Here is a 21,880-nt window from a genome sequence, read left to right as displayed (position 1 = left end):
TTCGGGGTCAGACCCGCCGGGTCTGACCCCAGCTTTTTACACCACCTTGCGTTCGCGCAAGCCGTCAATCTCCGCACGGTCCAACCCCAGCCACTGCTGCAGCACCTCCTGCGTATGCTGCCCCAGCAAGGGCGGCGGCAAACGGTATTGCACCGGCGAAGCTGACAGGCGCACGGGATTGGCCACCAGCGCCACCGTGCCCGCCGTCGGATGCGGCATTGTCACTTTCAAGCCGCGCGCCACCACTTGCGGGTCGGCAAAGACCTGGTCGATGCGGTTGACGGGGCCGCACGGCACGGCTTGTGCCTCGAAGGCGCTGATCCACTCGGCCGTCGTGCGCATGACCGTGGTCTGGCGCATCAGGGGGATCAGGATCGCACGGTGCGCCACGCGCTGCGGATTGGTCATGAAACGCTCGTCCTGCGCCCATTCCGGGTGGCCGGCGACGGCGCAGAAGCGCGAGAACTGCCCATCGTTGCCGATCGCCAGTATCATGTCGCCATCGGCCGTCGGGAAGTCTTGATAGGGCACGATGTTCGGATGCGCATTGCCCATGCGCTGGGGCACTTTGCCGCCGCACAGGTAATTGGCTGCCTGGTTGCCCAGCGCCGCCACTTGCACGTCCAGCAAGGCCAGGTCGATATGCTGGCCCAGGCCCGAACGCTCGCGCTCGCTGAGGGCCGCCTGCACGGCGATGGTGGCGTACAAACCCGTCAGGATGTCCGTCTGCGCCACGCCCACTTTTTGCGGCCCGGCGCCCGGCTGGCCGTCGGGCACGCCCGTGATGCTCATCAGGCCGCCCATGCCCTGGATCAAGAAGTCATAGCCGGCGCGCGCCGCGTACGGCCCGTCCTGGCCGAAGCCGGTAATCGAGCAATACACGAGGCGCGGGTTGAGCGCCAGCAAGCTGGCCGCATCGAGGCCGTATTGCTTCAAGCCGTCCAGCTTGAAGTTTTCCAGCAAGACATCCGCTTCGGCCGCCAGCTTGCGCACCAGCGCCTGGCCTTCAGGTGACGCCAGGTCGATGCACACGGAGCGCTTGTTGCGGTTGGCACACTGGAAATAGGCGGCCTCGGCCGTGTCGCGGCCGTCTTCATCCTTCAAGTAGGGCGGCCCCCAAGAGCGCGTGTCGTCGCCGCGGCCCGGCTGTTCAACCTTGACCACGTCGGCGCCCAGGTCGGCCAGCATTTGCCCGGCCCACGGGCCGGCCAGCACGCGCGACAGGTCCAGCACGCGCAAGCCGACCAAAGGCGCGGGCCGCAAGGTGGAAGCCGCGGTGTCCATCAGTTGAACGCGGCGATGCCGGTGATGGCGCGGCCGATGATCAGCGCGTGCACGTCGTGCGTGCCTTCGTAGGTGTTGACCACTTCCAGGTTGACCAGGTGGCGGATGACGCCGAACTCGTCGGAAATGCCGTTGCCGCCCATCATGTCGCGCGCCATGCGGGCGATGTCGAGCGCCTTGCCGCAGCTGTTGCGTTTCATGATGGAGGTGATTTCCACGGCGGGCGAGCCTTCATCCTTCATGCGGCCCAGGCGCAAACAGCCTTGCAAGCCCATGGTGATTTCCGTCAGCATGTCGGCCAGTTTCTTTTGCACCAACTGGTTCGCCGCCAGCGGACGGCCGAATTGCTGGCGGTCCATCGTGTACTGGCGTGCCTTCAGGTAGCAGTCTTCGGCCGCGCCCAGCGCACCCCAGGCGATGCCGTAGCGGGCGCTGTTCAGGCAAGTGAACGGACCCTTCAGGCCGCGCACATCGGGGAAGGCGTTTTCTTCCGGGCAAAATACTTCATCCATGACAATTTCGCCGGTGATGCTGGTGCGCAAGCCGACCTTGCCGTGGATTTCCGGCGCCGACAGGCCTTTCCAGCCTTTTTCCAGCACGAAGCCGCGGATCGCGCCTTCATCGTCCTTGGCCCAGACGACGAACACATCGGCGATGGGGCTGTTGGTGATCCACATCTTGGCGCCGGAGATACTGTAGCCGCCCGGCACCTTGCGCGCGCGCGTGACCATGCTGCCAGGGTCGGAGCCGTGGTTCGGTTCCGTCAAGCCGAAGCAGCCGATGTATTCGCCCGTCGCCAGTTTCGGCAGGTATTTCTGTTTCGTTTCTTCATTGCCGAAGGCATTGATCGGCACCATCACCAGCGACGATTGCACGCTCATCATCGAACGGTAGCCCGAATCGACGCGCTCGACTTCGCGCGCGGCCAGGCCGTAGCAGACATAGTTCAGGCCTGCGCCGCCGTATGCTTCGGGAATGGTCGTGCCCAGCAAGCCCAATTCTCCCATTTCGCGGAAGATGGCGGCGTCCGTGCGGCCATGGCGGAACGATTCGAGGACCCTTGGCACCAGGCTGCCCTGGCAATAGTCGCGTGCCGCTTCCAGCACGGCGCGTTCATCGCCCGTCAGTTGTTCTTCCAGCAGCAGGGGGGAATTCCAGTCGAATACGGTTTTGCTCATCACAGGCCTCGCAGGTGAGCGCCGGTGATCGGCGCAAGATTGAATAGGGCTCATGGTAGGTTTTTGCCTAGCCTTGCGCAAACGATTTATTTGCACCCAGACATGCGTGTGACGCATATCTTGCGGCATACTAGGGGTCTTTCACCGGCCGGATACCTCATGTCACGCAAAATCCCGATGCTGCAGGCGCTCAATTGTTTCGAGGCGGCCGCGCGCCACCAGAGCTACACGCACGCGGCGCGCGAACTGTCGCTGACGCAAAGCGCCGTGTCGCGGCAGATTTCGTCCTTGGAAAGCTTTCTTGGCGTCCAATTGTTCCAGCGCACGCGCCATGGCGTGCTGCTGACCAGCGCCGGCGCCGCGTATGCGCGGCAGATCGCGGCCCGCCTCGATGGCCTGGAGCGCGACACGCTCGACACCATGGCGCGCCAGGGCGGCGGCGGCGCCTTGCAGATCGCCTCTGTGCCCACGTTTGCCACGCGCTGGCTGATGCCACGGCTGTCGACACTGGCGGACTTGCACCCGGACATCGTCGTGCATATCGACGCGTATACAAAACCGTTCATGTTTGCCGATACGGAATACGACGGCGCCCTGTACGCGGGTACGCCCGAGCAACTGGCGCGCTGGCCCGGCACGCGCGCCACCTTGCTCATGCACGAAGAAATCGTCCCCGTCGCCAGCCCGCGCCTGCTGGCGGCGCGCAGCGACTGGCAGCCGCAGGACTTACTGGAATTGACCTTGTTGCAACAAAGTACGCGCCCGGGCGCCTGGCGCCAGTGGTTTGACGCCATGCAGGTCGAGGGAGAGGGGCGCGACGGAGCGCACTACGGCGCCCGCTATGAACTGTTTTCCATGCTGGCCATGGCGGCCGTGCAAGGGCAAGGCGTGGTCTTGCTTCCGCGCATGCTGGTCGAGGCGGAACTGGCGCGTGGCGAACTGCGCATCGCGTGCGAGCGCCCACTGCGCGGCCAGCGGGCGTATTACCTGATCACGCCCGAAACGGCGCATGAAAAGACGGCCTTGCAGCAATTCCGCCTGTGGCTGCAAGGCGAAGCGGCTTAAACGACCTTGGCCGTATCGAAATGCGGATTGTCGATCAGACCGATCTGGTTGCCGAACGGGTCGAGCAATTCCACCGTGCGGATGCCGTCACCCACGTCCGTGATCGGATGGTGCAAGGTGCCGCCCAGCGCGACGATGCGTTCGACTTCCTGTTCGATGCCGTCCACGCCCCAGTACGTCACGCTGCCCTGCGTGCCCGGCTCGCCACCGGGCATCAGCCCAAGCTCGAAGCCGCCGATGGCAAAGCCGACATAGAACGGCTGGTCGAAATACGGCGTCGTAGTAAACACTTGGCTGTACCAGGCCTTGGCCTGGTCCAGGTCGGGGACGGGATAGGTGACGGTGCGCAAGCCCTTGATCATGTTTTGCTCCTGGTGAATGAAGAATAACGCCATCATGCCACCGGCGCGCGCCGCGCGATTGGAAAAATGGAAGGTGCTCAGGTGCTCACGCGCGCCGGCCCGTCAGCCACGCCTCGGGCGAGCTGCGGGCGAAATCCTGGAAGTCGTGGATCAGGTGCGACTGGTCGAAATAGCCGTATTGCAAAGCCACGTGCGCCCAGTCCGCTTGTTGCGCCAGGCGTTTCAGTCCCTGGCTGGCGGCCCGGAAACGGCAGATGCGGGCAAACAGCTTCGGGCTGATGCCCACTTGCTGGCGAAATTGCTGCGCCAGGTGCTGGCGCGACACGCCCAGTTGCCGCGCCAGGCCCTCCACGCGCAGCATGCCCTGCGCGCCTTCGATGGCGGCAATGGCGTGCTGGGCGACGCCTGCAGGGCGCGGCGGAGGTCCCTGGCGCAGGCGCAGCAGCAGATAATCCTGCAAGATGGCAATGCGTTGCAGATTGGATAGGGCGTCGCTCCACAGCGCGTCGCCCAGGCGCGCCGCCAGTTCACGTCCCCATAGCTGTTGCAGGTCGCTGCGTCCATCGTTGAGCTCGCACAACGGCAGCTGGAAGAAGCGGGCCGCCGCGCCCGGCTTGAAGCGGGCCGCCACCGTCTGCACGAGGCCCTGGCTGACGACGGCGATCGGCGCCGTCATCATGCCGACGGCAAAGCTGGCGTCCTGCTGGTCCTGGCACAGGATGTCAATGCAATTGTCCGGCAAGACCTGGTGCGTCAGGGGCGTGGCGCCCGTCTGCACGCGGCACGTCCAGACGCAGTCCAGCCACGGCCGCAGGGCGGGGATGGGCGGATATTCCTGGTAGACGATCATGGTCGGCGTTGATGCAAAGAACAAGATTGTGGCATACGACACGGCATAATTGCGCGCCGGCCAAAATATGCGACACCGGGCCGCCGGCGCGCCATGCTATCGGGCGGCGACAACCAGTATAATGCTCGGTTCATATCCACTATTGGCCGGGCCACGCTGGTCGCACATCCATTATGCAAGATAAATATAGTCCCGCCGACGTCGAACAAGCCGCCCAATCGCACTGGAAGGCGATCGACGCCTATAAAGCCGTCGAACACGACCCGCGTTTCCCAAAAGGCAAGTATTTTGCCTGCTCGATGCTGCCTTACCCTTCGGGCAAGCTGCACATGGGTCACGTACGCAACTATACGATCAATGACGTGATGTACCGCTACCTGCGCATGAATGGCTACAACGTGCTCATGCCGATGGGCTGGGATGCGTTCGGCATGCCGGCGGAAAACGCGGCCATGGCCAACAACGTGCCGCCCGCGCAATGGACGTATTCGAACATCGCCCACATGAAGCAGCAGATGGAATCGATGGGCCTGGCCATCGACTGGTCGCGCGAAATGACCGCCTGCAAGCCCGAATACTACAAGTGGAACCAGTGGATGTTCCTCAAGATGCTGGAAAAAGGCATCATCTACAAGAAGACCGGTACCGTGAACTGGGACCCGATCGACCAGACCGTGCTGGCCAACGAACAAGTCGTCGACGGCCGCGGCTGGCGTTCGGGCGCGCTGATCGAAAAGCGCGAAATCCCCATGTATTACGCGCGCATCACCGATTACGCGGAAGAATTGCTGGCCTATGTGGACGACAAGCTGCCGGGCTGGCCCGAGCGCGTGCGCATCATGCAGACCAACTGGATCGGCAAGTCGACGGGCGTGCGCTTCGCCTTCCCGCATGACATCAAGGACGCGGATGGTGCCCTGATCGGCGACGGCAAGCTGTATGTGTTCACCACCCGCCCGGACACCGTCATGGGCGTGACCTTCTGCGCCGTGGCCGCCGAACACCCGCTGGCCATCCACGCGGCGCAAAGCAATCCCGCGCTGGCCGCCTTCAACGCCGAGTGCAAGCTCGGTTCCGTCATTGAGGCGGACATGGCAACGATGGAGAAGAAGGGTATGCCGACCGGCCTGTTCGTCACCCATCCATTGACGGGCGCGCAGGTGGAAGTGTGGGTCGGCAACTACGTGCTGATCACCTACGGCGACGGCGCCGTGATGGGCGTGCCGGCACACGACGAGCGCGATTTCGGCTTCGCCAAGAAATACAATCTGCCGATCAAGCAAGTGATCGAGGTCAAGGGCCAGGAGTTCTCGACGGACGCGTGGCAGGAATGGTATGGCAGCAAGGATGGCGTTTGCATCGCTTCCGGCAAATACGACGGCCTGCATTTCGCCTCCGCCGTCGACGCGGTGGCCGCCGACCTGGCGGAGCTGGGTCTGGGCGAGAAGAAAACCACGTTCCGCCTGCGCGACTGGGGCATTTCGCGCCAGCGCTACTGGGGCACGCCGATCCCGATGATCCATTGCGCCGACTGCGGCGTGGTGCCGGTGCCGGAAAAAGACTTGCCGGTGGTGCTGCCGGAAGACTGCGTGCCGGACGGCACGGGCAATCCGCTGAACAAATACGAAGCCTTCCTGCAGTGCGACTGCCCGCAGTGCGGCAAGCCGGCACGCCGCGAGACGGACACCATGGATACCTTCGTCGATTCGTCGTGGTACTACATGCGCTATACCTCGCCAGGCTCGAACGACGCCATGGTCGACGCGCGCAACGATTACTGGATGCCGATGGACCAGTACATCGGCGGCATCGAACACGCCGTCATGCACTTGCTGTACGCGCGCTTCTGGACCAAGATCATGCGCGACTTCGGCCTGGTCAAGTTCGACGAGCCGTTCGTCAACCTGCTGACGCAAGGCATGGTGCTCAACGAAACCTATTATCGCAAGGACGCGGCGGGCAAGACCACGTGGTTCAACCCGGACGACGTGCGCCTGTCGCTCGATGACAAGGGCCGCCCGCAGTCCGCCATCCTGGTGGCCGACGGCCAGCCGGTGGAAATCGGCGGCACGGAAAAAATGTCGAAGTCGAAGAACAACGGCATCGATCCGCAAGCGCAGATCGAGCAGTATGGCGCCGATACGGCGCGCCTGTTTACCATGTTCGCCTCGCCGCCGGAACAGACGCTGGAATGGTCGGGCAGCGGCGTCGAAGGCGCGAACCGTTTCCTGCGCCGCGTATGGAATTTCGGCTACGCCCAGTCGGCCACGATCCAGGCCGCGCTGGCTGGCGGCGCCGCACCGGCCACGGGCGACGCGCAGAAAAACCTGCGCCGCGAATTGCACAAGCTGCTGCAGCAAGCCGATTACGACTTGAAGCGCATCCAGTACAACACCGTCGTGTCGGCCTGCATGAAGATGCTCAACACCCTGGAATCTGCCAAGCTGGACGATAGCGCGCAGTCGAAGGCCCTGATCGCCGAAGGCTTCTCCATCTTCCTGCGCCTGCTCAACCCCGTCGCGCCGCACATCACCCACGTGCTGTGGCAGGAACTGGGCTACGCTGGCGTGCACGGCGACCTGCTCAACGCCGCCTGGCCGCAAGTCGACCCGGCCGCATTGGAGCAGTCCGAGATCGAGATGATGATCCAGGTGAACGGCAAGCTGCGCGGCTCGATCACGGTGGCCAAGGATGCGGACAAGGCCAGCATCGAAGCGGCCGCGCTGGCGTGCGAAAGTGTGCGGAAGTACGTCGAGACCACGCCGAAGAAAATCATCGTCGTGCCAGGCAAGTTAATCAGCATCGTGGTGTAATCATGACGACTTCCTCTCAAGTATCGCTGTTGGGCCGCCGCGCCGCGCTGGCGCTGGGCCTGACTGTTTTGCTGTCGGCCTGCGGCTTTCATTTGCGCGGTTCGAACGGCAGTTTCATGCTGCCGTTCGCGACGATGTACATCGACTTGCCCGACACGTCGCCGCTGGCGATTGGCCTGAAGCGCTATATCCGCGCCATTGGCGGCACGGAGGTGGTGGGCACCAAGGATGGCGCCGACGCCGTCCTTGAAGTGCTCAGCGACCCGGAGAGGAATCGTACCAAGACCATTTTGTCGCTGAATCCCAGTGGCCGCGTACAAGAGTACCAGCTCGGCTACTCGATCAATTTCCGCGTGGTGGACAAGGCCGGCAACCAGTTGCTGGCGCCGACGACCATCAGCCTGGTGCGTCCGATCACCTTCGACGAATCGCAGGTACTGGCCAAGGAAACCGAGGAAGCGGCGCTGTACCGCGACATGCGCAACGACCTGGTGCAGCAGATCATGCGCCGCCTGGCCGCCATCAAGCCGGTGCTGCCGGCCATGTCGGTGGCGCCAGTGGCGCCCGTGACGCCGGTCGCGCCGGCCGCCCCGCAGCAGTAACGGGGACGTCATGCAATTGCGGATAGACGCGCTCGATGGGCATGTGGCCAAGCCGCTGGCGCAGCTGTATGTGATCACCAGCGACGAGCACCTGCTGGCGCTGGAAGCGGCCGACAAGATTCGCCGCGCGGCGCGCGCGCAGGGTTACTCCGAGCGCGACGTGCTGACGGTGGAGCGCAGCTTCAAGTGGGGCGAACTGCTGGCGGCGAACCAGGAGCTGTCGCTGTTCGGGGACAAGAAAATGATCGAGCTGCGCATCCCCACCGGCAAGCCGGGCAAGGATGGCGGCGCGGCGCTGCAAAGCTATGCGAAAAACCTCAGTCCCGACAACCTGACCCTGATCACCTTGCCGAAGCTGGATTGGGCCACGCAGAAGGCGGCCTGGGTCGCCAGCCTGCAGCAGGCGGCCGTGTATATCGAGATCCCGAATGTTGAGCGGGCGCAGTTGCCGGCCTGGATAGGCCAGCGCCTGGCCGCGCAGGGGCAAAGCGCCGAACGGGCCAGCATCGACTTCATCGCCGAACGGGTGGAGGGCAATTTGCTGGCGGCGCACCAGGAAATCCAGAAACTGGGCTTGCTGCACGCCGCGGGCAAGCTGACGTATGAACAAGTGCAGGACGCGGTGCTGAACGTGGCCCGCTACGATGTCTTCAAGCTGTCCGAAGCCATGCTGGCCGGCGACCCGGCGCGCCTGGTGCGCATGCTCGAGGGCTTGAAGGGTGAGGGCGAGGCGCTGCCGCTGGTCTTGTGGGCCGTCTCCGAAGAAATCCGCACGCTGTTAAAATTGAAGGCCGGCATGGCGCAGGGGCGTCCATTGGGTGCGCTGCTGAAGGAATACCGCATCTGGGGTCCGCGCGAGCGGATGATGGAGCCGGCCCTGCGGCGCATTTCGCTACCCGTGCTGGAAGCGGCGCTGCAGCAGGCGGCGCAGGTGGACAAGATGATCAAGGGCTTGCGCGCCAAGGGCTACGCGGGCGATGCCTGGGATGCCATGCTGCAGCTGGGCCTGAAGATCGCCCGAGGCTAGTTTTTTACTATATGGATACGAGCATGGACATCACAGAATATATGCAGGACGTGGGCGCGCGCGCGCGCGTCGCCTCGCGCGCCATGGCGCGTGCCGACAGCGCCACGCGCAACCGCGCCTTGAGCCTGATCGCCGCCGCCATCGTGCGCGATGCCGACCTGCTGCGCGCCGCCAACCAGCGTGACCTCGACGCCGCGGCGGCCGCCGGCCTGGCGCCGGCCATGCTCGACCGCCTGACCCTGTCCGACGCCGCCATCGCCACCATGGTCGAAGGACTGACGCAGATCGTCGCGCTGGCCGACCCGATCGGCGAGATCTCGAACATGAAGTTCCGTCCGACGGGCATCCAGGTGGGCCAGATGCGCGTGCCGCTGGGCGTCATCGGCATCATCTATGAGGCGCGTCCGAACGTGACGGTGGACGCGGCCGGCCTGTGCATCAAGAGCGGCAACGCGACGATCTTGCGCGGCGGTTCGGAAGCGATCCATTGCAACCGCGCGCTGGCCAGGCTGGTACAGGAAGGGCTGGCCGGCGCCGGCCTGCCGGCCGATGCCGTGCAAGTCATCGACACCACCGACCGCGCCGCCGTCGGCGCCCTGATCACCATGCCGCAGTACGTGGACGTCATCGTGCCGCGCGGCGGCAAGGGCCTGATCGCGCGCCTGATGGCCGAGGCCACCGTGCCGATGATCAAGCACCTCGACGGCATCTGCCACGTCTACATCGACGCCAAGGCCGATATCAAAAAGGCGATCGATATCGGCTTCAACGCGAAGTGCCACCGCTACGGCACCTGCAACACCATGGAAACCCTGCTGGTGTCGCGCGCCGTCGCCGCCACCGTGCTGCCGCAGCTGGCCGAACTGTATTTGACCAGGCAGGTGGAACTGCGCGCCGATCCGGAAAGCCATGCGATCCTGGCCGCCGCCGCTTATCCGCACCTGGTGCCCGCCACCGAGGAAGACTGGTCCACCGAATACCTGGCGGCCATCCTGTCGGTGAAGGTGGTCGACGGCATCGACGAAGCGATGGACCACATCAACCGGTATTCATCGAAGCACACGGAGTCCATCATCACGGAAGACTACAGCGATGCGCTGCGCTTCCTGCGCGAAGTCGATTCCGCCTCGGTGATGGTGAACGCCTCGACGCGCTTCGCCGACGGCTTCGAATATGGCCTGGGCGCCGAGATCGGCATCTCGAACGACAAGCTGCATGCGCGCGGCCCGGTGGGACTGGAAGGCCTGACCTCGCTCAAGTACGTGGTCTTCGGCCACGGCGAAGTACGCAAATAGTCTCTTTCGCGGGCGGCCCACAAGGCGGCCCGCGCTCTCCTTTTTCGATACCTCTGACACTGGGAATCCCATGCTCTTTCTCTGGACCAAAGCCTTCCACATCATCTTCGTCATGTCCTGGTTTGCCGGCCTGTTTTATTTGCCGCGCATTTTCGTGAACCTGGCGATGGAGACGGAAACGGTGGCCACCGAGCGCCTGCTGCTGATGGCGCGCAAGCTGTACCGCTTCATGTCGCTGCTGGCGCTGCCGGCCATGGTGCTGGGCCTGGCGTTGATGTGGATGCTGTATGGCGGTGGCGAAGGCCGCATGAAGATGCCGGGCTGGATGCACGCCAAGCTGACGTTCGTGGTGCTGCTGCTCGGCTACCACCACGCCTGCGGTTCCATCCTGCGCAAGTTTGAAAAAGGTCTCAACAAGCGCAGCCACACCTGGTTCCGCTGGTTTAATGAAGTGCCGGTGGTGATGCTGCTGGCCGTCGTCGTGCTGGTCGTGGTCAAGCCTTTCTAAGGGAGTCGAGATGAGTGCAAGCCAGAGCAAAGTCGTGCAGTATTTCTTCGCGCCCCATTCGCCATGGACCTACCTGGGCCACGCGCGCCTGATGGCCATCGCCGCGAAAACGGGCGCGCAGATCGACGTGCGGCCCTTCGACCTGGGCAAGGTCTTCAGCGTCTCGGGCGGCCTGCCGCTGGCCAAGCGCGCGCCGCAGCGCCAGGCTTACCGCCTGGCCGAACTGGCGCGCTGGTCGGCCTTCCTGCAAGTGCCACTGAATCTGCAGCCGAAGTTTTTTCCCGTGTCGCCGGAAGCGGCGGCCAAGCTGATCATCGCCACGCGCCTGGCGCATGGCGTGGAAGCGTCGCTGAACCTGGCCCACGCCATCATGCGCGGGCTGTGGGCGGAAGAGCGCAATATCGGCGACGAAGAAACCCTGGTGCAGATCGCGCTTGACGCGGGCTTCGAGGGCCGCCAGTTGCTGAAAACGTCGGAAACGGCCAGCGTGCAGGCGGAATATGACGCCAACACGGAAGCGGCCACCGCCGCTTCCGTCTTCGGCTCGCCGTGGTACATCGTCGATGGCGAAGGATACTGGGGCCAGGACCGCCTCGATTTTGTCGAGCGCGCGCTGGAGAAATCGTAAGAAAGCAGGATGTAGGTCGGATTAGCGCCCCGCGCGTAATCCGACAGGCTCAGTCAGCGGCGCATGTCGGCTGGCAGTGAAGTAAGTCAGCATTAGTTTTAGCAGAGTAGTTTTTTTAATGCAGTAAAAGTAACGACACCCGCAGGCACCGTCGCGAGCGGATCGCCGCTTGTCCGAGAAGCGCGGCCGTACGAAGGTACGGCGAGCATCGCCGGGCGAGCGCCGTACCGCGCAGCAGGTGCCTGCGGGTGTTCACTACAACGGATAAAGGGTACACCACCATGGCTTCATATTTTTGCCCATGCCCACGCGGCATGGAAGCGGCGCTGGCCGAGGAACTGGGCGAGATCGCCCAGGATAGTTCGACCATGAAGGTCCATAACCAGGTACCGGGCGGCGTACACTGCTCGGGCGACCTGCTGGACGCTTACCGCATCAACCTGCATTCGCGCATCGCTTCGCGCGTGCTGATGCGCATGGCCCATTCCGGCTACAAGACGGAAAACGATATCTATGACCTGACCCTGGCGCAAGCCTGGGAAGACTGGTTCGGCGTGCACCACACGATCCGCGTCGACGTCACGGCCGTGAAGTCGCCGCTGCGCAGCCTGGAATTCACGACACTGAAAATCAAGGATGCGATCTGCGACCGCTTCCGCGACCAGTTCAACGAGCGCCCATCGGTCAACACCAAGACGCCGGACATGCGCATCGTCGGTTTCCTCGACGCGCACACCTTCACCGTCTACCTCGACACCTCGGGCGAAGCCTTGTTCAAGCGCGGCTGGCGCGAAGAGACGGGCGACGCGCCGCTGCGCGAAAACCTGGCCGCCGGCCTGCTGCGCGTGTCGGGCTGGAAGCCTGGCATGGTGCTGTTCGACCCGATGTGCGGTTCCGGCACCATCCTGGCCGAAGCGGCGCAGATGCTGCAGGGGATTCCGCCGGGCGCCTCGCGCCAGTTCGCGTTTGAAAACTTCCACGACTTCGATCCGGCGCCGTGGAATGCCATGAAGAACGCCATCAAGGTCAATCCGCTGCCGGCCGAACCGACCATTTTCGGCAGCGACATTTCGGGCGACATGGTCGCCATGACGCGCCACAACCTGCGCTGCGCCGGCGTGCGTTTCGAGGTGCCCTTGAAACAGATCGAGGCGCAGGAAGTCAAGCCGCCAAGCGAGGTGCCGGGCATCATGCTGACCAACCCGCCGTACGGCGAGCGTATCGGCGTGCGCGGCGACAGCACCATCCCGGAAGATGAACTGTCGACCTCTTTCTATTCGGCCATGGGCACGACCCTGAAGCAGCGCTTCGCCGGCTGGACCGTGTTCCTGTTCACGGCCGACCTGGGCCTGCCCAAGCTGCTGCGTTTGAAAGAAGCGCGCAAGACGCCATTCTTCAACGGCGCGCTGGAATGCCGTTTGTTCCGCTTCGATATGGTGGCGGGATACAACCGTAGAGAAGAAGCCAAACCAAAAAACATCTGATTAAACCTACTGCGCGTTGCCACTTGCGGCTTGCGATGCTCACCGTACTTTCGTACGGTTGCGCTTCTCGGCCACAATTGGCGGCCGCTCGCTACGGTTTTCTCAGATGTTTTACGCGCTAAAAAATGCTGTATCACGCGCGCGGACTCATGCCGGTCCGCGCGCCACCTTGGACCCACCATGTTTCCCACCCCTCCGGCCGATGTGCCGCCCGACCCGGTCACGCCCGTTCCGCCTCCCACCCCGAGCCACATGGCGCCGCTGAGCCGCGGTGCGCTGGCCATGATGCTGGCCGGGCTGTCGATGCTGGGACCCCTGTCGATCGACACCTACCTGCCCGCGTTTGGCGCGATCCAGGGTTCGCTGCAGGCGTCGCCGCTGGAAGTGCAGCAGTCGCTGACGTTCTACATGCTGGCCTTTGCCGGCATGGTGCTGTGGCATGGCGCGATCTCGGATACCTTCGGCCGGCGCAACGTCATCCTCGTGTCACTGCTGATGTTTGCCATCGGCTCGCTCGGCTGCGCTTCGGCGCACACGGTGCACTATCTGTGGTTCTTCCGCATCATGCAGGGCGTCTCGGCCGGCGCCGGCGTGGTGATCAGCCGCGCCATCATCCGCGACCTGTATGCCGATGCGGCGGCGGCGCGGCTGCTGTCGCTGGTGACGATGATCTTTTCCATCGCCCCGGCCGTGGCGCCGATCCTCGGCGGCTGGATCGTCATCTGGTTCGACTGGCGCTCGATCTTCCTCTTCCTCGCCTTTTACACGGTGGTGCTGCTGGCGTTTTGCTACTGGCGCCTGCCCGAAACCCTGCCGATGGAAAAGCGCCAGCCGTTCAATCCCCGCTTCCTGGCGTCGAGCTATGGCCAGATCCTGCGCTCGCCCCTGTTCCACATCAAGGCCGGCATCGTCGCCCTCAATTTCGCGGGCCTGTTCCTGTTCATCACGGCCGCGCCGGAAATGCTGCCCAAGCAGCTGGGCCTGGGGCCATCGCAATTCGGCTGGCTGTTCATTCCCTGCGTGAGCGGCATCTTCATGGGCGCCGCGGCGGCCAACCGCATCGCCGGCAAGGTCACGTTCGCGCGCCAGATCGGCATCGGCTTTGCCTTCCTGCTGTGCGCCGCCAGCGTCAATGTCGTGTACCACCTGTTCCTGCCGCCCTCGCTGCCCTGGTCGGTGCTGCCCCTGTTCTTCTACACCTTCGGCATGTCGCTGGTGGGGCCGGGCGCGACCCTGCTGGCGCTCGATCTGTTCCCGCATATTCGCGGCACGGTGGCTTCATGCCAGTCGTTTGCCAGCACCTTGCTGGGCGCCGTGGTGGCCGGCGTGATCTCGCCGCTGCTGTCCGGTTCCGTGCTGTGGCTGGCCTCGGGCCAGCTGGCGTTTACGGGCCTGGCGCTGGCCATGTGGCTGATGTCGCGGCGCTTCCGCCACCGTTTGCTGGGTTCCTTCAAGGCATAAGTTTCCATCGCAGAACGCTGGATTTATTTCAACTTAATTTTCTATATTGCAAGTAATATCCGGCGCTTATGATAAGATGACTTTTTCCCGGCATCCTCTCAGGCGATTTTTTTTTTGGGTTACAGGAGTGGAGGATTCCTCTGAACGTGGCCGCGCTTCGCTGCTGAGCGCTCATCCTTTTTGAACCGGCACTGCCTGATACGATGCATCAATCTGATCAAGATATTCGCAATCGCCTGCTGATTGCCCGCCTGCCGGCCATGCCGCAGATCCTCATCAAGCTGATCGCCCACCTGCAGGCCGACGATGCCGGCATGCCGGAGCTGGCCGCCCTGATCGCCAAGGATGCCGGCATGACCAGCAAGATCCTCGGCGTGGCCAACAGCTCGGCCTACCATCGCCAGGGCAAGGTCGTCAGCCTGGAGCAGTCGCTCGTGTCGCTGGGCACGGACATGATCAAGACCCTGGTCATCAGCGAATCCGTGTTCCAGACCTTCAACAGCTTTCCCCATTCCGGCAGCACGGATTTGCGCGCCTTCTGGAAAAGCTCGCTGTCCGCCGCCGTCATGGCGCGCGCGCTGGCCAAGGCCATGGCGTATCCGCACGTCGAGGAAGCGTATCTGGCGGGCTTGCTGCACAACGTGGGCCGCCTGGCCTTGCTGGCCACGGCGCCGAAGGAATACGCGTTCAATTTCACGGCGCGCGACGATGCCGCCCTGTGCGCGGTGGAGCAGCGCACCTTGCAGATCACGCATGCCGAAGCGGGCGCCTGGCTGATCGAGCGCTGGCATCTCGATTCCTTCCTGGCCGACAGCGTGCTGTATCACCATGAACCGCTGGCTCGCCTGGAAGCGAGCCATCCCCTGATTCGCATCGTGCGCCTGGCGCACCTGCTGTGCTGCCACGCCGACGATGCGGACGAGGCCGAGTCCATCGCGCAGGCGGCAAGCCTGTGCGCGCTGGACGTTGAAGTACTGCAAGACCTGGCCGGCAGCGTGGCGCGCCAGGTGGCGCAGGCCGCGCAGCACCTGGGCATCGACCTGGCCGGCGTGGACGATGTCGCCACGCCGCCCGCATATGCGCCGCCAGCCGTCGATCCGGTGCAGCAGCGCCTGTCCGACGAAGTGCGCAACATGGTACTGGTGTCCGAAGTGGGGCAGACCTTCGCCCGGCAGCAGGACGAGAGCAGCCTGCTCGAAGCCATCACGCGCTCGGCGCGCATCCTGTTCGATTTCGACACCGCCGTCATCCTGCTGCAAAACCCCACCGGCCATGCATTGGTCGGCGTGGCGGCGGGAGAACATCAGCAGCGCCTGGCCGGCTTCTCTATCCCGCTGGCCAAGGGCGGCCCGCTGGCCGCCTCGGCGCTGGAGTGCCGGCTGGCGTGCCTGAAACGCGACATGCCGGCGCTGGGCATCGTCGAGGAACAGCTGTTCCGCATTCTCGGCACGGACAGCCTGGTCTGCGTGCCTTTGGCGTCGGGCCAGCGCAGCCTGGGCGTGTTGATCGGCGGCGTGGCGGCGTGGCAGATTCCCGCTTGCCAGAAGCGCGAGGGTTTCCTGCGCGCCTATGCCAACCAGGCCGCCACGGCGCTGGAAGCGGCCATCAGCGCGCGTGGCCTGGCACGGCGCCAGCTCGATCACGTGGCCGAGGAATACCGCGCCGCATCGCGCCGCGTCGTGCATGAAGTGAATAACCCGCTGTCCATCATCAAGAACTACCTGAGCGTGCTCGATCACAAGCTGGAGAAACAGGAGGCGGTCACGGGCGAGATGGCTATCCTGAACGAGGAAATCGACCGTGTCGGCCAGTTGATCGGCGGCCTGGCCGATCTGCAGCCGGTGGCGGCCAGTGGCGTGACCGATTGCGCGCGCGTGGTCGACGATGTGCTGCGCCTGTTCCGCGCCACCGATTTCCTGCCGCCGAAGGTCGAGGTGCTCACGCGCATGCAGGACGCGCCATGCGAGGTGGAGGCCGATGCCGACATGCTCAAGCAAATCCTGCTCAACCTGCTGAAGAACGCCGTCGAAGCCTTGCCCGATGGCGGGCGCATCGAAGTGGCGAACCGTGGCCACGTCAACCGCGACCGTCGCCTGTATCTGGAACTGTGTGTCAGCGACAATGGCGCCGGCCTGGCGCCCGAAGTGCTGGCCAATCTGTTTTCCCCTGTGCGCAGCAGCAAGGAAGGGGCGCATCATGGCCTGGGCCTGTCCATCGTGCATGACCTGGTCACCCGCCTGCATGGCGTGATCGGCTGCCGCAGCGGCAAGTCCGGTACCGCGTTTGAAATTCTGCTGCCCGTTCCCGTGCCGGCGAGCGCTGCGGCCGCGCTGCCCGCGCCCGGCAATACCGCCTTGTCTTCGCAACGTCCATGAATTCCTCCGCCATTCCATTCGACCTGGAAAACAGCCCGCGCATCCTGCTGGTCGACGACGAGCCCCGCCTGCTCGCTTCCCTCCACGAATTGCTGAAGGACCGCGGCTACCAGCTGTACACGGCCACCTGCGGCAGCGAGGCGCTGGCGCAGTTGTCGAAGCTGCGCTTCGACCTGATCCTGCTGGACTTGCGCCTGCCCGACATGAGCGGCCATGAAATCATGGACCACATCAACCGGCGCGGCATCGAGGGCGACGTGATCGTCATGAGCGGCGACGTCGGCATCGAGGCGGCCATCGGCGCCTTGAAACGGGGCGCCTACGATTATCTGCGCAAGCCGTACAGCCGCGAGGAGCTGCTCAAGACGGTGGAGAACGCGCTGCAGAAGCGCAAGCTGGCGCTGGAAAACGAGCGCATCGCGCTGCAGCTGGAAAATTCGGAAAAGATGTACCGCTACCTGGTCGACAGCTCGCCCGACATCATCTATACGCTGAACCACGAAGGCCGCATCACCTTCATCAACGACCGCGTGCACCAGTTGCTGGGTTTTAGCCGCGAGGAACTGATCGGCAGCCATTATTCCATCCTCGTGCACGATGAGGACCAGGAGCGCGCGCGCTATGCCTTCAATGAGCGCCGCGTTGACGAGCGCGCCTCGCGCAATGTGGAGCTGCGCCTGAAGTGCCACAGCGGCAGCGGCAGCGACCGCACCTTCAACAACACGCTGATGACGATTCCGCTCAACTCGATCGGCGTGCACAGCGACGATCACGAAACGAAGAAGCAGGAATACTTCGGCACCTACGGCGTGGCGCGCGACATCACCGACCGCAAGCGCGCCGAAGAAGTCATCTCTTACCAGGCCTACCACGACATCCTGACGGACCTGCCGAACCGCATGCTGTTCAAGGACCGCCTGGGGCTGGCCGTGATCCAGGCGCGGCGCAAGCTGACGGAACTGGCGGTGATGTTCATCGACCTCGATCGTTTCAAGCTGGTCAACGATACCCTAGGCCACGTCAAGGGGGACGAGTTGCTGCAGCAGGTGGCGCTGCGCCTGAAGGATTGCCTGCGCCGCGGCGATACCCTGGCGCGCCAGGGCGGCGATGAGTTCACCATCGTGCTGCCGGAACTGCGCGACCGCCAGGATGCGCGCCTGATTGCCGACAAATTCCTCGAGTGCCTGCACCAGCCCTTCGACCTCGATGGCAACCAGGTGCATATTTCGGCCTCCATCGGCATCGCCATCTATCCGGGCGACGGCGAGACCATCGACGAGCTGCTGCGCCACGCCGACATCGCCATGTACCAGGTCAAGGCGCTGGGCAAGAACGGCCACAGTTTTTATCACGAGTCCATGCTCGATGTGTCGCACCAGAAGATCGCGCTCGAACAGAGCCTGCGCAAGGCGCTGGAATTGAACCAGCTGGAGATGTATTACCAGCCGCAGGTGGACGTGATGACGGGCCGCATCGTCGGCGCCGAAGGTTTGATGCGCTGGAACCACCCGCAGCGGGGCTTGCTGACGGCCGGTGAATTTTTGCCGTTCGCCGAGGAAAACGGCCTGATGCTGCCGATCTCGGACTGGATGCTGGGCGCCCTGTGCCGCGACCTGCTGCAGTGGAACGCGGCCGGCGGCGAAGCCGTGCGCCTGTCGCTCAATTTGTCGCCGCAATACCTGGACCGTGGCGACTTTTTCGAGAAGATGCGCGGCGCGCTGACGCGCTATGGCATCGCGCCGGAAAAGATCGAAGTGGAAATCACGGAAAACATCTGCATCCGCAACCCGCAGTATGCGATCGAGCAGTTGAACAAGCTGTGCCAGTTGGGCGTGTCGGTGGCCATCGACGATTTCGGCACCGGCTATTCCTCGCTGTCGTACCTGCACCGCTTCCCCATCCACACGATCAAGATCGACCAGTCGTTTGTGAAGGAAATCCACGACGAGCACGGACACTATCCCGTCATCCTGGCCATCATCTCGATCGCGCGCGGCCTGGGCCTGCACCTGATCGCCGAGGGCGTGGAAACGGAAGGCCAGGCGCGCTATCTGCAGGACAAGGGCTGCACCACGATGCAGGGTTACCTGTATCACCGGCCCATTTCGCTGGGCAGCTTCATCGGCGTGCTGCAGGAGCAGAATCGCCTGATCGCCGATGCGGCTCCCGCGCTGTCGCCAACGCTGGCCATCGAGGCTTGACCGTGCCGCCTGCCGCTCCCCGCTCCGCGGCCGCGCATTCCACGGCTGCGCATTACACAGCCGATTACCTGCGCCTGAAAGGGCTGGCCGAGAAGGGCAATGCGAACGCCCAGCACAGCCTGGGTTTCATGTATTTCAATGGCCAGGGCATCGAACAAAGCTATGCGCTGGCGCTGCACTGGTATGGCCTGGCCGCCGCGCAGGGGCTCGAACACGCGCAATACAACCTGGGCGTGATGTGCCAGAAGGGGCAGGGCGTGGCGCAGGATTTTGCGCAGGCGGCGCACTGGTACCAGCAGGCGGCCGAGCAGGGCTACGCGGCGGCGCAGTACAACCTGGGCTGGCTGTATGCCAAGGGCCAGGGCCTCGCGCAAGATAGCGGGCTAGCCATGCTGTGGTTCAGCCGCGCGGCGGAACAGGGCGACGCGGGCGCGCAAAACAATCTGGGCATGATGTATGACAACGGCAAGGGTGTGCCGCAGGATTTCGTGCAAGCCATCGCCTGGTACCGCAAGGCGGCCGAACAGGGTTATGCGCGGGCGCAGTTCAACCTGGGCCTGCGCTATGACAATGGCCAGGGCGTGCGCCAGGACCGCCAGCAGGCGACGGCCTGGGTGCGCAAGGCGGCCGAGCAAGGCTATGCACCGGCCCAGTTCAACCTGGCGCTGCGCTATGAAAATGGCGACGTGCTGCCGCAGGACAGCCGGCAGGCGATCAGCTGGTACCGGCGCGCGGCCGAGCAGGGCCACGCCAGTTCGCAGTTCAACCTGGGCCTGATCTACGACAATGGCCAGGGCGTGCCCTGCGATAAACAGGCCGCACTCGCGTGGTACGTGAAGGCGGCCGGCCAGGGGCACGCGGCGGCCCAGCACAACCTGGGCCTGCACCATGAACATGGCGCGCAGGACTATCCCCGGGCGCAGATGTTCTACCGCCAGGCGGCGGAGCAGGGCTTTCCCGCCGCGCAGTATCAGCTGGGACTCCTGCATGAGCACGGGCAGGGCATGCCTGCCGATGCGCAGGAAGCCATCTTCTGGTACCGCAAGGCGGCCGACCAGGGGCATGTGCGGGCGCAGTTCGACCTGGGCCTGCGATATGAACATGGCCAGGGCGTACCGCAGGATCTGGCGCTGGCGCTGGAATGGTACCGCCGCGCCGCCGAGCAGGATTACGCGCCGGCGCAATACATGCAGGGCGTGCTGCACGACCGCGACGACGGCCCGGCGCCCGACAGCCAGCTGGCCTGCGCCTGCTATTGCCGCGCCGCCGCGCAAGGCCACAGCCTGGCCCAGTTCGCGCTGGGCCTGCGGCATGACAATGGCCAGGACGTGCCGCAGGACTATGCCGCCGCCTGGGACTGGTATGCGCTGGCCGCGCGCCAGGGGCATGCGCGGGCGCAAATGAATCTGGGCCTGATGGCGGCCAGCGGCCAGGGTGGCCCGCTCGATTTGCAGCAGGCGTATATCTGGCTGTCGATGGCGGCGGCGGCCGGCGTGGCCGGCGCGGAAAAATCCTTGCGCCAGACGGCGGCGCGCATGCGCGAGACGGATCTGGCGCGGGTGCGCGAACAGCTGGCAGCGATAGCAGGCTGAACCACACCGCCGGCGTTAGCGTGCGCGGATACAACAGCCGGTACGGTATAGTCCTTCCCCTCCGCCATCCGCGGACCCCCTTGTTTGCCCCGGACACAAGAAAAAGCTGCAGTATTTGCGGTTTTGATGTGCTAAGGTTCCAGCAGAAGGTGGTCTGTCTATTCTTTAGAAGAGGAAAACCATGTGCCTGAACCTGTTCCCTGGCCGTCCGGCCGCCATCCTGTGTGCCTTGGCATTGCTGTCGTCTGGCGCAGGCACTGCCGGTCCCCTGGATGCCCTCAGCAACCAGGATGCCAGCAATGGCTTGAAAGCGGCGCTGGAAGCGGGATCGGCCGCCGCCGTGGCCAAGTTGGGCGTCGAAAATGGTTTCCTGAACAATGACAAGGTCAAAATCAAGCTGCCCGGCATCCTGGAGCAAGCCAAGCCCCTGCTGAAAATGACGGGCCGCGGCCAGCAATTGGACGACCTGGTGGTGGCGATGAACCGTGCCGCCGAGTCGGCCGTGCCCATGGCTAAGCCCTTGCTGCTCGACGCGGTCAAATCGATGAGCGTGAGCGACGCGAAAAATATCCTGTCCGGTGGCGATACTTCGGTGACGGACTTTTTCCGCCAGAAGACCTCGGCACCCTTGGCCGTCAAATTCCTGCCCATCGTGAAATCCGTGACCGACCGTTCCGGCCTGGCCAGCAAATACAACAGCACCATGAGCCAGATCGGCAAGACGGGACTGGTGCCGCAGCAGCAAGCGACGGTGGAAGGTTACGTCACCGACCGCGCGCTTGACGGCCTGTACCTGATGATTGGCGAGGAAGAGAAAGCCATCCGCAGTAATCCGCTCGCGTATGGCAGCAAGATTATCGGCAAAGTATTTGGCAGTTTGAAGTAACGACTCCCGCCTGCCGCAGTGCCGCAGGCGGTGTCTGCGCCGCATGGGCAAGTGTGGCGCAAGGGAAACAAGTTAAGCATTTGCTACAAGAAAACAATGTTAAAATTCTGCGACCTGTATTTCCGAGGCATGATCAAGCAACGATCAGCTGGCCGGGAGTGCCCGGTCTTAGTGGCGAACTGATGCGTGGCATTGCTTGATGCCCGTCGGTTGGCCTTTTTTCGTTTTATTCACGTTTCCCCAAGCTCATTGATTTTCTGAACATATTG

17 protein-coding genes are annotated in these 21,880 nt (G+C 63.9%); 13 read left to right on the top strand and 4 right to left on the bottom strand.

The genetic code is table 11. The annotated features are described in order from the left end of the window. Positions 1–36 precede the first annotated feature (36 nt). The gene (locus J0O65_RS01540; protein WP_215403427.1) at positions 37–1,284 is read right to left on the bottom strand and encodes a CaiB/BaiF CoA transferase family protein; all 1,248 of its coding nucleotides are present in this window, start codon (positions 1,282–1,284) and stop codon (positions 37–39) included. Then, positions 1,284–2,462, bottom strand: coding sequence for an acyl-CoA dehydrogenase (locus tag J0O65_RS01535; protein ID WP_215403425.1), 1,179 nt, complete (start codon positions 2,460–2,462; stop codon positions 1,284–1,286). Before J0O65_RS01535 ends, J0O65_RS01540 begins: the two co-directional genes overlap by 1 nt. A gap of 159 nt (positions 2,463–2,621) precedes the next feature. On the opposite strand from J0O65_RS01535, the gene J0O65_RS01530 reads away from it, so the two are divergent. After that, positions 2,622–3,527 carry a LysR substrate-binding domain-containing protein gene (locus J0O65_RS01530; protein WP_215403423.1) on the top strand — a complete coding sequence of 302 codons (906 nt, stop codon included), beginning with the start codon at positions 2,622–2,624 and terminating at the stop codon, positions 3,525–3,527. On the opposite strand, the gene J0O65_RS01525 is transcribed toward J0O65_RS01530, so the two are convergent. Beyond that, positions 3,524–3,925 carry a VOC family protein gene (locus J0O65_RS01525; protein ID WP_251373217.1) on the bottom strand — a complete coding sequence of 134 codons (402 nt, stop codon included), beginning with the start codon at positions 3,923–3,925 and terminating at the stop codon, positions 3,524–3,526. The genes J0O65_RS01530 and J0O65_RS01525 overlap by 4 nt on opposite strands. A 49-nt stretch (positions 3,926–3,974) precedes the next feature. Next, a complete protein-coding gene (locus tag J0O65_RS01520; RefSeq protein WP_251373216.1) occupies positions 3,975–4,763 on the bottom strand; it encodes a helix-turn-helix transcriptional regulator in 789 nt (262 codons plus the stop codon). A 149-nt stretch (positions 4,764–4,912) separates the two neighbouring features. Here J0O65_RS01520 and leuS point away from each other — a divergent pair, with 149 nt between their 5' ends. The 12 genes from leuS to J0O65_RS01460 all read left to right on the top strand — a co-directional run bounded on the left by leuS (position 4,913) and on the right by J0O65_RS01460 (position 21,611). Further along, positions 4,913–7,552, top strand: coding sequence for a leucine--tRNA ligase (gene leuS / locus J0O65_RS01515; protein ID WP_215403421.1), 2,640 nt, complete (start codon positions 4,913–4,915; stop codon positions 7,550–7,552). A 2-nt stretch (positions 7,553–7,554) separates the two neighbouring features. Beyond that, a complete protein-coding gene (locus J0O65_RS01510) occupies positions 7,555–8,154 on the top strand; it encodes an LPS-assembly lipoprotein LptE (protein ID WP_215403419.1) in 600 nt (199 codons plus the stop codon). Between the two features lie 10 nt (positions 8,155–8,164). After that, positions 8,165–9,181, top strand: coding sequence for a DNA polymerase III subunit delta (gene holA, locus J0O65_RS01505; RefSeq protein ID WP_152250703.1), 1,017 nt, complete (start codon positions 8,165–8,167; stop codon positions 9,179–9,181). Positions 9,182–9,204: 23 nt separating this feature from the next. After that, the gene (locus tag J0O65_RS01500; protein WP_215403417.1) at positions 9,205–10,476 is read left to right on the top strand and encodes a glutamate-5-semialdehyde dehydrogenase; all 1,272 of its coding nucleotides are present in this window, start codon (positions 9,205–9,207) and stop codon (positions 10,474–10,476) included. A 70-nt stretch (positions 10,477–10,546) separates the two neighbouring features. Beyond that, on the top strand, positions 10,547–10,984 hold the full coding sequence (locus J0O65_RS01495; protein ID WP_034745744.1) for a CopD family protein: 438 nt from the start codon (positions 10,547–10,549) through the stop codon (positions 10,982–10,984). A 10-nt stretch (positions 10,985–10,994) separates the two neighbouring features. Then, complete coding sequence (locus tag J0O65_RS01490; protein WP_215403415.1) at positions 10,995–11,612, top strand: 2-hydroxychromene-2-carboxylate isomerase; 618 nt, start codon at positions 10,995–10,997, stop codon at positions 11,610–11,612. Positions 11,613–11,893: 281 nt separating this feature from the next. Beyond that, positions 11,894–13,096: a THUMP domain-containing class I SAM-dependent RNA methyltransferase gene (locus J0O65_RS01485; RefSeq protein WP_502793529.1), complete on the top strand. Its 1,203-nt coding sequence runs from the start codon at positions 11,894–11,896 to the stop codon at positions 13,094–13,096. A 180-nt stretch (positions 13,097–13,276) separates the two neighbouring features. Continuing rightward, positions 13,277–14,557: a multidrug effflux MFS transporter gene (locus J0O65_RS01480; RefSeq protein WP_215403413.1), complete on the top strand. Its 1,281-nt coding sequence runs from the start codon at positions 13,277–13,279 to the stop codon at positions 14,555–14,557. Between the two features lie 203 nt (positions 14,558–14,760). Further along, on the top strand, positions 14,761–16,932 hold the full coding sequence (locus J0O65_RS01475) for an HDOD domain-containing protein (protein WP_251373215.1): 2,172 nt from the start codon (positions 14,761–14,763) through the stop codon (positions 16,930–16,932). Next, on the top strand, positions 16,929–19,133 hold the full coding sequence (locus J0O65_RS01470) for an EAL domain-containing response regulator (protein WP_215403411.1): 2,205 nt from the start codon (positions 16,929–16,931) through the stop codon (positions 19,131–19,133). The genes J0O65_RS01475 and J0O65_RS01470 overlap by 4 nt, the downstream gene beginning before the upstream one ends. Positions 19,134–19,135: 2 nt before the next feature. Next, positions 19,136–20,725 (top strand): tetratricopeptide repeat protein, encoded by a 1,590-nt coding sequence (locus J0O65_RS01465; protein WP_215403638.1) that lies wholly within the window; start codon positions 19,136–19,138, stop codon positions 20,723–20,725. A gap of 181 nt (positions 20,726–20,906) precedes the next feature. Continuing rightward, positions 20,907–21,611: a DUF4197 domain-containing protein gene (locus J0O65_RS01460; RefSeq protein WP_215403409.1), complete on the top strand. Its 705-nt coding sequence runs from the start codon at positions 20,907–20,909 to the stop codon at positions 21,609–21,611. Positions 21,612–21,880 lie beyond the last annotated feature (269 nt).

The sequence above is a fragment of the Janthinobacterium sp. JC611 genome, from assembly GCF_018682595.1.
Classification (GTDB): domain Bacteria; phylum Pseudomonadota; class Gammaproteobacteria; order Burkholderiales; family Burkholderiaceae_D; genus Janthinobacterium.
This window is presented reverse-complemented; position numbering and strand designations above follow the sequence as displayed.

What these genes read in the sequence shown, in the direction of transcription:
- J0O65_RS01540 (WP_215403427.1), bottom strand. Translation starts at nt 1,284, where the DNA reads ATGGACACCGCGGCTTCCACCTTGCGGCCCGCGCCTTTGGTCGGCTTG.
- J0O65_RS01535 (WP_215403425.1), bottom strand. Translation starts at nt 2,462, where the DNA reads ATGAGCAAAACCGTATTCGACTGGAATTCCCCCCTGCTGCTGGAAGAA.
- J0O65_RS01530 (WP_215403423.1), top strand. Translation starts at nt 2,622, where the DNA reads ATGTCACGCAAAATCCCGATGCTGCAGGCGCTCAATTGTTTCGAGGCG.
- J0O65_RS01525 (WP_251373217.1), bottom strand. Translation starts at nt 3,925, where the DNA reads ATGATGGCGTTATTCTTCATTCACCAGGAGCAAAACATGATCAAGGGC.
- leuS (WP_215403421.1), top strand. Translation starts at nt 4,913, where the DNA reads ATGCAAGATAAATATAGTCCCGCCGACGTCGAACAAGCCGCCCAATCG.
- J0O65_RS01510 (WP_215403419.1), top strand. Translation starts at nt 7,555, where the DNA reads ATGACGACTTCCTCTCAAGTATCGCTGTTGGGCCGCCGCGCCGCGCTG.
- holA (WP_152250703.1), top strand. Translation starts at nt 8,165, where the DNA reads ATGCAATTGCGGATAGACGCGCTCGATGGGCATGTGGCCAAGCCGCTG.
- J0O65_RS01500 (WP_215403417.1), top strand. Translation starts at nt 9,205, where the DNA reads ATGGACATCACAGAATATATGCAGGACGTGGGCGCGCGCGCGCGCGTC.
- J0O65_RS01495 (WP_034745744.1), top strand. Translation starts at nt 10,547, where the DNA reads ATGCTCTTTCTCTGGACCAAAGCCTTCCACATCATCTTCGTCATGTCC.
- J0O65_RS01490 (WP_215403415.1), top strand. Translation starts at nt 10,995, where the DNA reads ATGAGTGCAAGCCAGAGCAAAGTCGTGCAGTATTTCTTCGCGCCCCAT.
- J0O65_RS01485 (WP_502793529.1), top strand. Translation starts at nt 11,894, where the DNA reads ATGGCTTCATATTTTTGCCCATGCCCACGCGGCATGGAAGCGGCGCTG.
- J0O65_RS01480 (WP_215403413.1), top strand. Translation starts at nt 13,277, where the DNA reads ATGTTTCCCACCCCTCCGGCCGATGTGCCGCCCGACCCGGTCACGCCC.
- J0O65_RS01475 (WP_251373215.1), top strand. Translation starts at nt 14,761, where the DNA reads ATGCATCAATCTGATCAAGATATTCGCAATCGCCTGCTGATTGCCCGC.
- J0O65_RS01470 (WP_215403411.1), top strand. Translation starts at nt 16,929, where the DNA reads ATGAATTCCTCCGCCATTCCATTCGACCTGGAAAACAGCCCGCGCATC.
- J0O65_RS01460 (WP_215403409.1), top strand. Translation starts at nt 20,907, where the DNA reads ATGTGCCTGAACCTGTTCCCTGGCCGTCCGGCCGCCATCCTGTGTGCC.